Raw genomic sequence first — 13,066 nt, forward strand, 5'->3', positions numbered from 1 at the left:
AAATGATTACGCTGCTGATTGTTGACGATGAGCCTAATATCCGCAAAGGCATCCGGACTTCGATTGATTGGGAGGATTACGGAATTGAGGTTGTTGGCGAAGCGGCCGACGGGGTTGAAGGCCTGGAGAAAGCACTTAAATTAAAGCCCCATATTACAGTCACCGATATCCGCATGCCGCTTATGGACGGTTTGGAATTGTCCCGGCATCTGAAGAACCAGCTTCCCGACACTCGTATTGTTATTCTTAGCGGATATGAAGATTTCAGCTTTGCCAAAGAGGCCTTAGCCATCGGCGTTCAGGATTATTTGCTTAAGCCGGTTGGAGCAGAAGAATTAGTCGACCTAATGCTCAAGCTGAGCGAGGAGATCAAGCTGGCCGAAGCGGATAAACGAAACAGGCAGTCCCTTAACATGATGATTAACGAAAACTATCAGACGATCAAGTCGGACTTTATCAATCGAATTCTGCAAGGAGGCGTTACGGACTCTTCCGCCATCTTCGACAAGGCGGAGCTACTCAAAATAAGGCTGTCTGGCCCGGAGTATTCCATCCTTGCGATCGATATCGATGACTTTGCCCTTATGACGGAAGACCTTCCGGAGAACAAACGCGAACTTATCCGCTTCTCGGTCATGAATATCGCTGAAGAGGTGCTGCTGTCACGAACTCAAGGGCTGGTCTGCTATAGCCAATTTGATCATCTTATTGGGATGATGAGCGGCGGCGGGTTGCGCGCCGATTTCGTTGATCATGTGTGCGAAGAGATTCAACAGGCCGTCAAGACCTATTTGAAGCTGTCTATCTCGATTGGAATCAGCCGGAATTGCACAGATATAGCCGTGCTGAGCACGTCTTATGCGGAAGCCTTCAGCGCCTTAAAGGCCAAAATCCATAAAGGCAAAGGCAGTCTCATCCGCTATCAGGAGTCCATGATGTCAACGGAGATGCAAAATGTCCTCTATCCTTCCGAAGAAGAAAAGGTCATTATCGGTTGTTTGAAGACGCTTAACTCATCTGAGCTCCACTCTGCAATAGATCAGATCTTCGACCGTTTTGCCGCAGGACAGACGGATGCGCCGGTTATTCGAAGCATATGCGGCAGACTGCTGCTCATGGCGGTGAGCGGCGTGGAAGAAATGAGTGTTGACGTAGGGAGCATCATTGGAACGAACTTCAATCCTTACCGTGAGATGGAGCGTTTCGACACATTAGGAGATCTGCGAAAATGGATGAACGACGTCCTGCATCGCCTATCGGAGCTTGTGCAGGAGAACAAAAATCAGAAGTTCAAAGGCGTAATCAAGACCGCGTTGCGTTATATGGAAGAGAACTACAATCGCGCGGTAAGTCTGGCCGACGTTGCTGCCATTGTTTATGTAACGCCAAATTATTTAAGTCGGATCTTCAAAGAGGAAATCGGCGTTAACTTCGTGGAATGGCTTAACCGTTATCGAATCGAGAAGGCCAAGCTCCTCCTATCCGAACCGGGTGCCAAGACGTATGCCGTGGCTGAGAAGGTCGGTTACAGCGACTATAAATACTTCTCGCAAATGTTTAAGAGATTTGCAGATTGCTCCCCTAAGGAATACAAGGAATTGAAGTCATAGAAGTTTTAATGGTAATTAAAAAAAGCCGCAAATTTGCGGCTTTTTTTGCTGATCGCTATTACAGCGAGCTGAATTTTTTATCGACTTGAGCCAGCATTTCTTTGCGAGCCTCGTCGGTAACCGACGAAACGCCGCCAAACAGGAACTGCTCGACAACCTCAATGCCCGTGAATTCGAAAATCCCGCTTCCGGAGGTTTGCTTCAAGGAATTGTTCATGCCAATGGATTCGTAAATCTCGCCTGGGGTACCATAAGTGTTGATAAGGATGCCTTTTTTACCCGTAAACAGCTTATCGATTCCGCCTTCGCTATTGTACTGATAAGCGAATCCGTAAGAGAAGGTGCGGTCTACATAGCCTTTGATAATAGCCGGAAGACCCGTCCACCAAATCGGATAAATAAAGGTGATGAAATCGGCCGCTTCCAAAAAGGCTTGCTCCGTCTTAATATCCGCAGGCGGGTTGCCTTCCCGGAGCGCAGCCGTATCAACGGGCGAAAGCACCGGATTAAAACCAAGCTTGTTCAAGTCGCGGACAGTAACTTCATGGCCTCCTTCTTTTAATGCATTCACTGCCGTATCTAAAATAGCGTGGTTAAAGCTTTCCTCATGAGGATGGGCATACACGATTAGATGATTCATTAACATAACCTCCGTCATCTCGTTATCTTAACTACAATATAATGTTACCAGATTGGTTACATTATGCACGCTTAAGTTGTAACAATTCAAGTTACAACAACTAGGTGTAACTATATCAGTTACATTATGATGTGTCAACAACTATTCCTGACACCACTGCCGTAGTCATAGATTGGTTATTATGTTTTAATGAAGGTAGCTTCTTTCCGAAAGGACTGTATCTCCATGATCAGCAGCCGTTTTACCGTAGCGGTTCATATCCTAGCGCTTGTTCATATCAATAACGGAAATGTTACTTCCGAATATATAGCTTCAAGCGTCAACACGAATCCCGCTGTTATCCGTAGAATTATGAGTATGTTAAGCAAAGCAGGTCTTATTTCTTCCCAGCCCGGAGTCATTGGCATTAAGCTCCAGCATCCGATTGCCGACATCTCTTTGCTTGATGTTTATAAGGCCGTCGAATTGCCCGAAAAAAAGGAGCTGTTTACGCTCCATCAAAATACAAACGAGCATTGCGTAGTTGGCAAAGGGATTCAACAAGCATTAAGCGATCCGCTGCGCGATGCCCAGCAGCAAATGGAGCAGTCCCTTTCCCGGACCACGATTGAGCAGATTGTCAAGAAAATTTTGCGTCAGGAACATTTGTAATCTTCCTGTAATATTTCGCTCAGGTTCCTTTCATCATCGGCTCCTATAATAAAGGACATGACCCCCCTTTATATATTCTCTATTGTTGCCTGCGGCTGATTGCCGCAGGCTTTTTGTTTCTTCTCGTGTCTTATTTCCCTTAGTCTGCGACCTTAGCGCTTACCTTGATATCGTCAAAGTAAAGGGCAGTCAACCCTTCAAATCCCGAATCCGAGCCAATAAGAATAAAGATCTGGCCTTTGGCGTTTGCCGTTACCTTGGCGTTGTAGTCAAAATCAACACGCTGATACCCTTCCTTGTCCACATCCGGTTTAGCCGCATTGCCAATGACCTTGACATCCTTGCCGCCGGTTCCTTGGCTGCCGATGTCCACGTTCATTCTGTAATATTCTTCACCCGAAGACGAGGTTGGCACAGACAACGGTTCGCTCGGCAGGATGCCTGCCTTCAAGAAATTAGATTCGGCAGGCGAACCGCCAATACCAATCGATCCTCCTCCCGCTTCGGTGTACATCGCAAATTTCAAATTAACGTTGTAAGAAGTATTTGGCTTGAAGCCTTCAATACCTTTGGAAAGAAACATAAACAAATCATCGCTGCGATTATGCCCGGACAGCTTCAAGCCGTAGTTAGAAGTATTGTTTTGTACCGGAATCAGGTTACGTGCATAGTCAAGCTCGTAGATCTCTTTATTATAGTCGGTCGGCATATCGGCGAAGCCGCCCTTCCATCCTTCCGTATCCTTCGTAAACTGATAATTGAAGTCTAGACTAGCCGGCGTATTCGCCTGATTGGTGAGAGTAACCGTATGGGCTGCAGGCTCCCATTGCAGACTGGCTCCCATAAGAGCTGCCAACGACCGCGCCGGAACAAATACCGTTCCCTTTGCCTGGCGAACCTGCTCGGGCAGCTTGGTTTTCTCTCCTTTCGCATTTACCGCATAAGAAGAGTTCAAGGTGAATGTAATCGTTCCGAAGGCTTTCCCCGACAAGGTAATCAATCGATCTTTGTTATTCCAGCTTATCGATGAACCGAGAGATTCGGCAGCGGCTCTAACGGGAACCATCGTGTTCCCGTTGCTAACATAAGGGGCGGAGAGCAGGCTATGCTTACCCGTATTATCGCTATAATGAACATCGTTAATTATAAAAGTAACGGAAGAAGCCGCGGACGCGGTTGGTTGGCTTTCTGCTCCGTGTGCTAGTGGGGCGCTGCCTGCCGAAAGCACGGTTGCGGCAAGAAGACTGGACAGCATGAGATTTTTTTTACGCATATTTATATTCTTCCTTTCTGCTCAGATGTACTTTCTAGACGCAACGATGAATTTAAAGGTTACACCCTTTACGAATCGGCAATTATTGGGGATGGAAAATAAAAAGATCAAAAAAAGTGCCCCACCTTGCCATTCAGCAAAGTTAGGCACTTCGGTTTTCTTGTAATCCTAATTTTTCAAACTGCTGAGATAATCTTGGAAATGCGCCTTCGTAATGGTTACGGGTCTATCGCCATTCGGAACGAGAGATTGATCATTCACCTCGACCGAACCGTAATAAAGCGCCTTAGCGTCCGTGATCACCTGGCGTTTATCCTGTGTTACGCTAAAGTATCGTCGAATGAATTCGTCCATCGGAATCTGGTCCGGACCAGCAACGTCAACAATGCCGTTAGCCGGTGGCTTAAGAGTAAAATCAGCTACCGCGTTCGCAACGTCTTTAGAGAAAATAGGCTGCATAAGGGCGGAAGGCAAACGAACGCTCTCCCCTTCAGTAGCCACATCGGCAATGCCGCCGACAAACTCGAAGAACTGCGTTGCGCGGACTATCGTATAAGGAATGTTGGCATTCTCGATCAGCTCTTCTTGATTCTTTTTAGCACGGAAATATCCGCTCTGAAGAAGGCGTTCGGTTCCAACGACCGACAAAGCAACATGATGGCTTACGCCGGCATTTGCTTCGGCGGCAAGGAGATTCCGAGTCGACTTATCAAAGAAATCCATAACCGCCTGATCCTCCCACGACGGCGCATTTGATACGTCAACAACAACTTGCGCACCGCTAAGCGCTTCCTCGAGTCCTTCGCCCGTGATCGTATTGACACCTAAGGATGGTGACGCCGCAACGACCTCATGACCTTGATCACGAAGGTTGCTTACAACTTTTTTCCCGATCAATCCACTGCCGCCAATCACTACAATCTTCATATTAATCCTCCTGTTGTGTATAGCTTGTATCTGAATTGCTCTTACGATAATTAGACAATTAGCGTTCGTTATCTGTGACATGAAATTTTAGGCATGATTCGAATTTTCCCTATGATTATCGTTTGTTATGCATGGGAAATACAGGGTATAAACTCAGCCGTCATCAATCATACTAGGAGCATATTTCTTGTTCAGACAGGCGGTGAAATGTATGCTTCCCAATTTACTTCATGATTTGAAAGAAAGCACGAAGTCGTCAGATCTGCTGCAATCGAGCATCATCATTAATAATAACCGCATCCATTTTACTTATTTCAGCACGCTTATCAATCAAGAAAAATTTCACCATGATGTACTTTCCTTCATTCAATTTTCTTCAAAAAGCGATTTGGGCCGTCTGCAAGATCTTCAAGCGATGATTCCTCTTGAAGGGATGAAAATTACGGGAGATTTGAACGAGGTTTTGAAAAACGTGGTACGCGGTTCAATCTTTCTTCAATTGGATCCCCATTTACACGAAGGTCTAATCATTGATATTTCGGATCAAAAATCGGGGCATCGCGATCACAATGATACTGAGAATGAGTTTAGCGTCATTGGTCCAAAGGTCGGATTTGTCGAAAGCTTGGAAATCAACTTGACATTACTTCGAAGGGGACTCGTTACCGAGAAGCTAACCTTTGAGGAACTATCCATCGGAACGATGTCACAAACGACAATCGTCATTGCTTATTTAGACGGCATTACGAATCCGGAGTATATAAACACTGCCAGGCAAAGGATCTCGGATCTGGAATTCGACGTCGTGTTCGAAAGTTCTCTTTTGGAACAACTCATCACTGACAACTCCAATTCTCCGTTTCCGTTATTTTTGTCCAGTGAGCGCCTGGATAGAATCATGTACTCTCTGTTGAACGGGGAAGTAGCCATTCTTTGCGATGGCTCCCCATTTGTACTCACGGGACCCACAAGCCTTTTTAGCTTTTTCGTTTCTCCCGAAGACTACTATTTACCTTGGATTCTGGGATCGTGCTTTCGTCTTATTCGTTATTTTGGAGTTGCGTTTTCGATTCTTGCTTCCTCCTTTTACGTAGCTATTCTTACGTTTCACTACATCGTCATTCCCCGGGAGCTTTTAGGACCAATTATCGAATCGAGATCAAACGTGCCTTTCCCGCCCGTGTTGGAAGTGCTTTTCTTAGAAATGACCATTGAGTTGCTTCGTGAAGCCGGGTCAAGACTTCCTTCAAAGGTCAGCCAAACCTTGGGTATAGTTGGAGGCATTATACTTGGACAAGCTGCGGTGGCGGCCGGTTTAACCAGTAATATTTTGCTTATCATCGTATCGCTTTCGGCATTGGCTTCCTTTACCACGCCCATCTTCAAAATCTCGAACACGATTCGGTTTTTGCGTTTTCCGCTCATCCTTTTAGCATCATTATGGGGCGGATTCGGCATCATGATCGGGTTGATGTTTATATTAGGCCATTTATTACGTTTAAAATCGCTAGGCGCACCTTATATCGTGCCGATTTTCCCTTTTCGAAACAATAGCTTCAGCGATAGCTTTATCCGCTCTTCTTTTACCCATTTGAATAATCGATTTTTTACGACTCGTCCGCTATCAACGAGAAGATATAACGTGAAAAAAAATAAGGATATTGGCGACGACTACAATAACGAATGATCAGAACGGATGGGAGAAATTGAAATCATGAGAAGGCATGCGGTAGTCCTAATCTGCTGTTGCATCTTGTTGTCGGGCTGCGCCCAAGAACGGGTCGTAGACCAAATCAATATTCTCCAGTACATGGGCGTAGACGTGGAAGAAGAGAAGTTTAAACTAAACGTTTCGTATCCGGAATATATCAAAGCTTCAGGGGGGCAATCCCTTGTAACTACGGAGTCTAATGTGGTCTATGGGGTTTTCACGGCCCTGACAGGCAAATCTTCTCAACCCGTTGAAATGGGACAAATGCGTACATTAGTCCTTAACGAAAAGTTTGCTAAGAAATACATATCCGAACTTGCCGATATTATCAATCGACAATTCACGAAAAGCACCAAAGCTTCTATTGTGTTAACGGACCAAAGCACAAAAACGATTATTACCGAAGCCTCCCAAAAACCTCCCTTCTTCTTGTCCGAGCTGATCGATCAAAACATGGATCACGGAAATACGCCAAATACGAATTATCATACTTTCATTAATCAATATTATGGAGAGGGCCAAGACATTTACTTCCCGGTTATCAATATGTATAAAGGCGTGTTTCAAATGGATGGCGTAGCCGTCTTTAAAGGAGACGATTTAAAACTTAGGTTAAATGTCAACGAAGGTTTGTATCTAAAACTGCTTAAAGATAAAAAACGGACAGGCGAATACGATTTTATTGCCGGCACAAGTTCCATGTACTCCTTTGTTATTTTGAACGGCAAGTCCAAAATTGACGTTAACGAAGACGGCAAAACAACGGTATCCCTTAAATTATCTATCCAACTTAGAGAAATCCCGGAACAAATGAACATACAGAACCAGGACGATTTAGATGAAATCAAGAAGCAAATTGAAGAGAAGTTATCCTCGGAAATTAAGTCGATGTTGATCCGTCTACAGCAAAACAAGGTCGATCCGATCGGCTTTGGAGAGAAATACAGGAGGCAGCATCCAATATTCAAAGAGGATGAGTATTACGCAAAAATCTACCCTCATCTATCTTTTGAAGTCAAGACGAGCGTTAATATATTACACGCGGGGGTTGGGCAATAATGCAACAACGGATAAAGGAAAATTACGCGATTTCCGGATACTTTGTATTTTTCTTAATTGCTGTTACCCAAGCTGCCGCGACTATATTTAATTTTCAGAACCTTGTGCTCGTGAATGCCGGCCAGGATGCTTGGATATCGATTATTTTGATAGGCGTGAGCCTTCATCTGATCATCTGGATGATCTATAAATTGCTCGGCAATCCGGCCAAAGATGTTATTGACGTCCATCAATCGATTTTCGGTAAATACATGGGAAATGCTCTTTCTTTCATCGTTGTTGGTTACTATTTCTTAATGGCTCTATTCTTTCTCCGTTCTTACATGGAAGTTATTCAAGTATGGGTATTTCCTTCGCTTCGCACATGGGTTATTGCAGGTTTATTTATCTGCATAATCTACTATGTTGTTTCCGGCGGGTTTAGGGTTGTTGCCGGGTTCAGCTTTTTTTATTTAGCGCTGATTCCCATGCTTTTCTGGTTGTTTTTTCCGGCCCGTCAAGGGGATCTCGGACTATTGCTGCCTGTTCTCAATCATTCTTTTCTAGATGTAATAAAAAGCTCAAAGTCATCCTGCATTATTTTCTTTGGGCTTGAACCTCTGCTTATCTATTTGCCTTTCTTGAAATCTGCCCAAAAGAATGCAAAGTGGGCCCATTTCGCTCTAATGTTTTCAACATTCAAATATGCCGCAATCATGATTGTAACCCTGATGTTTTTCAGTCAAGGTCTTCTAAGACATACCTTATGGCCAACTATGGCTATGACGCAAATCATTGAGTTTTCCTTCATCGCAAGATTCGAATACGTCTTTATATTTATGTGGCAGTTGATTATTATTCCAACGGTTTGTATTCCCATTTGGTGCTGTACAAGAATTATGAAAAGAGTTTGTTCAGTAAAGCCCGGGCTATCTTTACCTTTTGTGTTGGCAGCGCTTTTGATCGCTGCGTTAACCTTGAAGGAACGGACACAAATTGACGCATTTGGTACATTCATTAATAAATGCGCGATTTATTTCCATTTTGCTTATATTCCGTTGCTGTTTATTATCACTTGGATTGTAGCTCGCTTAAAGGTAAAGCATCTTGAATGATGAATGAGCCAACCCGCTTCAACCATTCACTTGTAACCTTCCTGTAATATTCCGCTCAGGTTCCTTTCATTATCGGCTACTATAATAAGAGACAAGACCCCCCTTTATTTATATATTCTCTATTGTTGCCTGCGGCTGATTGCCGCAGGCTTTTTGTTTGCACAGCAAAAGCCCCCGCAGGAATATTCCCGCGGGGGCTCAATACATTAAAGCTCCAAAACCATAACGCCGTATGCCGGCATCACTACCTCGTTTTCCAGTGCTGCTCCGGTCAGGAGGTCTGTTGCGCGCTGCTTCACTTGAACCGTTACCGGCTTATCCGAATAGTTCAACAGGAAAGCGTAAGAAGCATCCTTAGAAGCGCGAATACCGATCTCGACTTCGGCCGGGGCGGTGATCCGGTCCGCGAGAGGCGAGCTTAAACCAATCTCATCCAAAATCCCGTCAACTACCGGTTCGCTGTAGGCAGCTCCTAAGTACCAGACTTGGCCTTCTCCAACGTTCCTGCGGATTAAAGCCGGCTCCCCTTGATAATATTCGGAGGAGTACCGGGCGACAACTTCCGCTTCCGGATTCTGAACGCTAAGCACCTCGTTGAAGCCTGCCGCCTTTGTACCTTCGGACAATCGGCCTTCCCATTGCAGCTCCGCCGCATTCACTTTTCCTTTGATTAGAGTAAAGTCCTCAACCGTAATGCCGCATAGTCCGGCTACCGGACCCGGGAATGGACGCATGTAGCATTGTCCGTTCATATCCTTGTACCCCGTGCGGGCACCCAGGAACAACTTGCCGCCCTGCTCCACATAGCGGGTCAGAAGCTCGGCCGTCTCATCGGTCATAATCGCCGAATGCGGGTAGACAACTACTTTGTACTTGGCTAACTCCTCGAGAGTCGTATTCGAACGCAAGAAAATGGAGTCTGCCGGAACATGACGGTATTGCAGCTGCTTGAACCAGGAGCGCATGCTCTGCCACTGAAGAGGGCCATGCCATACATCCATCTCCGCATCCCAGTTATTGCTGTAATCCTGCATATAAGCAACTTCCGCTTGATAAGCCGTCCCTGCGATCAGAGAACCGATCTTGGCGAACTCACCTCCTACCTGCGCTACTTCCCGAACTCTCCGGTTCGGCTGATTGTGGTAGTCGTTAATGCCGTGCCAATAAATTTCGGTGCCGAAGGTTGCCGTGCGCCAGCGGAAATAGACTAGCAAATCGGTTCCATGCAGCACCGATTGATACGACCATAAACGGATTTGACCCGGTCTTGGCGTTCCCATCTCAATCCGGTCGACCCAGCCGCCGGGGCCGGACTGCTGCTCCATGACGCAGAAGTTCGGCGAAATGGACCTTACATTGGTCAAATTAATGCTCCATTGGCGGTCAAGCAGAGGATCGGTTTCATTGTCGTTATAGAAAACGCTGCTGAACTGCGGATACGAATCATACGAGAAGAAATCGAGCAGCTCATCCGTCATCTTATGATTGTCCAGATGGCCGAACAAGCCGTTCGTCGTTACCCAATGCTGCGGCGCCAGCTCGCGGATAATATCCGCCTGCAGCTTGGCGAACGAAATGACGTTATCCGAAATAAACCGTTTCTCGTCCAATGCCAGATGCGGGTTCGGCGAATCCGTCTGCGACAGGTGCAGCTGCTCCCAATCCGTATAAGTCTGGCTCCAGAATACCGTACCCCAAGCTTTATTGAGTTTCTCCAACGTCTCGTACTTTTCTTTGAGCCATACCCGGAATGCGGCATGGTCGGCTTCGGCATAAAACACGTTTTTCTCGCAGTTAAATTCGTTATCGATCTGCCACCCTATAACCGAAGGATGGTCCTTGTAAGCGTTCACCATATTGCGCACGATTCGCTGGGAAAGCTCCCTGTATTTCGCGCTGGAATAATTGTAATGGCGGCGCATGCCATGCTTAATCAGCAGGCCTTCCTTCGTTGCATTCAGCACCTCTGGATATTTATGCGTCAGCCAAGCCGGCGGCGTTGCGGTAGGCGTACCCAGAATAACTCTCAGACCGTAACGATGCGCCAGGTCCATCACCCGCGTGAAAAAGGTAAAATCAAATACGCCTTCCTGCGGCTCGAGCATCGCCCAAGAAAATTCCGCCATCCGAATCACCGAGATATTCATCTCCCGCATGCGGCGGAAATCGTCTTCCCACAGCCCCTCCGGCCAATGCTCCGGATAATAACATACTCCTAATGTTAACTCGTCCATTTGAATCGACTTTGCCATTGCGACATCCTCCTTAGCGCATCTTGCTTCTACCTCCATTCTAGTGGACACCCGGGCAGAAGGATATGACAAAAAGATGCGAACTGTATTAAAATATTGTCATCAATCAACCCATTAGTTGCTGTATTATCTTCTACATGAAGATATCGTATAAAAATATTGCGTTGTTAAGAGGAGTTTCCAATGAAAGAACATATCTTCCTTCCCAAGCCGATTTTCCCTCGTCATATCTGCTTCCCCGACTTCATCGGCGGCTACAGCGAATTTCCGGAGCATGCCGTCAACCGGGAATTTGCCACTACCGAAAACAATCTGGACCGTTATTACAATTTGCATATTGTGCTAGGCGGCAAAGGTTATCTGCACACGGACAACATGACCTACGAGCTGACGCAAGGGCAAGGTTTTCTGTACGGACCCGGGCTTAGACAAACGTATCATTCGGATGCCCGGGATCCTTGGAGTATCCGGTGGGTGCATTTTTATGGCGCAAGGCCGGAGGAATTTTTGGACGGAAAGGGTCTCGATGAACCTTGGCTCTTTCATTTGCCCGATCTTGCTCCTGTTGAGGCCTTGATGGAACGCCTCCTTGAGCTTGGCAGAAGCTATGAAGTAGATGACGAGTACGCGGCTGCTTCCACGCTGTACGAGCTGCTCACCAGAATTCAGACTACCGCGAGTCAGCTTAACGTGTCCGTTCATCAAACCGCGGACAAAATCCGGGCGGCTGCCAATTACGTACGCGCCAACTGCAATCAGCCCTTTACCCTTGAGCAGGCGGCAGCGATTGCCGGGTACAGCTCCCATTATTTCAGCCGAAAATTTAATCAAACCTTTGGCAAATCCTTCTCCGACTTCCTGACCGAAGCGCGCATTTTGCGGGCGAAGCAGCTCCTTGCCTCAACGCGCTTATCGGTCAAGCTTATTGCGCTCGAAACCGGCTTTTCGCAGACCAGCTATTTCAGCAAATGCTTTCGGGACCAGGAAGGCATGACGCCGCTTCAATTCAGGGAAAGGCATCAAGCGTAAAAATATTTTTAAATACCACTTGACTTGTCGGAATTATGGGGTTAATATCAATCCATAATCCTTCAACGTTCATTCTTTTAACGTTGAACTAATTGGATAAAGCCGATTGGATAACCAAAGGCCCAACTCACGTACCTGATCACGGGACGTCTGTTGCGGCCTTTTTTTTCTTCTTCGGATGCTTTCGAAGTAAGATTCATCACGAGTCGCTCTATAGGAGGTAACGAGAGAACAACATGGCAGATTTCATATCCCAAATGGAAGAAAACGATTGGCTGTTCAGGAGGATGGTCCGCAGATTCGTTAAGGAACGCGACAAAATATCCATCGAGGACATCGCCCTGCCCGGCTTCCTTATTCTCCGGAGCATTCAGCTGGGCGGCGCGCAAAAGCTTGGAGAGCTGGCGGAGCAGCTTGATCTGACCTCCGGCGCAATCACGGCGCTATGCGACAAGCTGGAAGCAAAAGGCTTCGCCGAGCGGCAGCGTCTGCAAGGCGACCGCAGGAACGTATGGCTGGACATTACGGAGGAAGGCCGGCAGCTGTTAGAACGGTATCCGGAGCTTGGCAAGCGTGGAGTCAGTCTCCTGTTCGGCAGCTTTAGCGAGGAAGAGCTCGCCTGCCAGAAGGAAATTTTCGAACGTATTTATGCCAATCTGGAAGGCTTCTCGGAGCGCTATATGGCAATGGTCAAGGAATACGAAGAGCAAAAGGCGGAAGAGAAAACGGATGAAAAACCAAAAAAGCCGCCTGTCGCCAAACCGAATCAAAATTATTTTCTGAATTATTAATCTATTTCGCAAATTCATTAAGCTAATGC

General features: G+C 46.4%; 11 protein-coding genes. 7 read left to right on the forward strand and 4 right to left on the reverse strand.

What is annotated here, in order from left to right:
- The first annotated feature begins 2 nt into the window (after positions 1 to 2).
- The gene (locus tag PJDR2_RS25550; RefSeq protein WP_015846631.1) at positions 3 to 1,610 is read left to right on the forward strand and encodes a response regulator; all 1,608 of its coding nucleotides are present in this window, start codon (positions 3 to 5) and stop codon (positions 1,608 to 1,610) included.
- A gap of 58 nt (positions 1,611 to 1,668) precedes the next feature.
- On the opposite strand, the gene PJDR2_RS25555 is transcribed toward PJDR2_RS25550, so the two are convergent.
- Entirely contained in the window at positions 1,669 to 2,250 is a 582-nt protein-coding gene (locus tag PJDR2_RS25555; protein WP_015846632.1) for an NAD(P)H-dependent oxidoreductase, read from the reverse strand.
- A gap of 225 nt (positions 2,251 to 2,475) precedes the next feature.
- Between PJDR2_RS25555 and PJDR2_RS25560 the strand changes: the two genes are divergently transcribed.
- The gene (locus PJDR2_RS25560; protein ID WP_015846633.1) at positions 2,476 to 2,901 is read left to right on the forward strand and encodes an Rrf2 family transcriptional regulator; all 426 of its coding nucleotides are present in this window, start codon (positions 2,476 to 2,478) and stop codon (positions 2,899 to 2,901) included.
- Positions 2,902 to 3,040: 139 nt separating this feature from the next.
- Here the strand turns inward: PJDR2_RS25560 and PJDR2_RS32140 are convergent, their stop codons facing one another.
- Positions 3,041 to 4,174 (reverse strand): copper amine oxidase N-terminal domain-containing protein, encoded by a 1,134-nt coding sequence (locus PJDR2_RS32140; protein ID WP_015846634.1) that lies wholly within the window; start codon positions 4,172 to 4,174, stop codon positions 3,041 to 3,043.
- A gap of 168 nt (positions 4,175 to 4,342) precedes the next feature.
- Complete coding sequence (locus PJDR2_RS25575; RefSeq protein ID WP_015846635.1) at positions 4,343 to 5,101, reverse strand: SDR family oxidoreductase; 759 nt, start codon at positions 5,099 to 5,101, stop codon at positions 4,343 to 4,345.
- Between the two features lie 211 nt (positions 5,102 to 5,312).
- Between PJDR2_RS25575 and PJDR2_RS25580 the strand changes: the two genes are divergently transcribed.
- The 3 genes from PJDR2_RS25580 to PJDR2_RS25590 are packed head-to-tail and all read left to right on the forward strand — an operon-like array spanning position 5,313 to position 8,965.
- On the forward strand, positions 5,313 to 6,788 hold the full coding sequence (locus PJDR2_RS25580) for a spore germination protein (RefSeq protein WP_015846636.1): 1,476 nt from the start codon (positions 5,313 to 5,315) through the stop codon (positions 6,786 to 6,788).
- A gap of 9 nt (positions 6,789 to 6,797) precedes the next feature.
- The gene (locus PJDR2_RS25585; protein WP_083778196.1) at positions 6,798 to 7,871 is read left to right on the forward strand and encodes a Ger(x)C family spore germination protein; all 1,074 of its coding nucleotides are present in this window, start codon (positions 6,798 to 6,800) and stop codon (positions 7,869 to 7,871) included.
- Positions 7,871 to 8,965 carry a GerAB/ArcD/ProY family transporter gene (locus PJDR2_RS25590; RefSeq protein WP_015846638.1) on the forward strand — a complete coding sequence of 365 codons (1,095 nt, stop codon included), beginning with the start codon at positions 7,871 to 7,873 and terminating at the stop codon, positions 8,963 to 8,965. The genes PJDR2_RS25585 and PJDR2_RS25590 overlap by 1 nt, the downstream gene beginning before the upstream one ends.
- A gap of 206 nt (positions 8,966 to 9,171) precedes the next feature.
- Here the strand turns inward: PJDR2_RS25590 and PJDR2_RS25595 are convergent, their stop codons facing one another.
- Entirely contained in the window at positions 9,172 to 11,217 is a 2,046-nt protein-coding gene (locus PJDR2_RS25595) for a beta-galactosidase (RefSeq protein WP_015846639.1), read from the reverse strand.
- 183 nt (positions 11,218 to 11,400) lie between these two features.
- Here PJDR2_RS25595 and PJDR2_RS25600 point away from each other — a divergent pair, with 183 nt between their 5' ends.
- Positions 11,401 to 12,246 (forward strand): helix-turn-helix domain-containing protein, encoded by an 846-nt coding sequence (locus PJDR2_RS25600; RefSeq protein WP_015846640.1) that lies wholly within the window; start codon positions 11,401 to 11,403, stop codon positions 12,244 to 12,246.
- 236 nt (positions 12,247 to 12,482) lie between these two features.
- Positions 12,483 to 13,037 (forward strand): MarR family winged helix-turn-helix transcriptional regulator, encoded by a 555-nt coding sequence (locus PJDR2_RS25605; RefSeq protein ID WP_015846641.1) that lies wholly within the window; start codon positions 12,483 to 12,485, stop codon positions 13,035 to 13,037.
- Positions 13,038 to 13,066: the final 29 nt, after the last annotated feature.

The organism is Paenibacillus sp. JDR-2 (assembly GCF_000023585.1).
In the GTDB taxonomy this organism is placed as follows: Bacteria; Bacillota; Bacilli; order Paenibacillales; family Paenibacillaceae; genus Pristimantibacillus.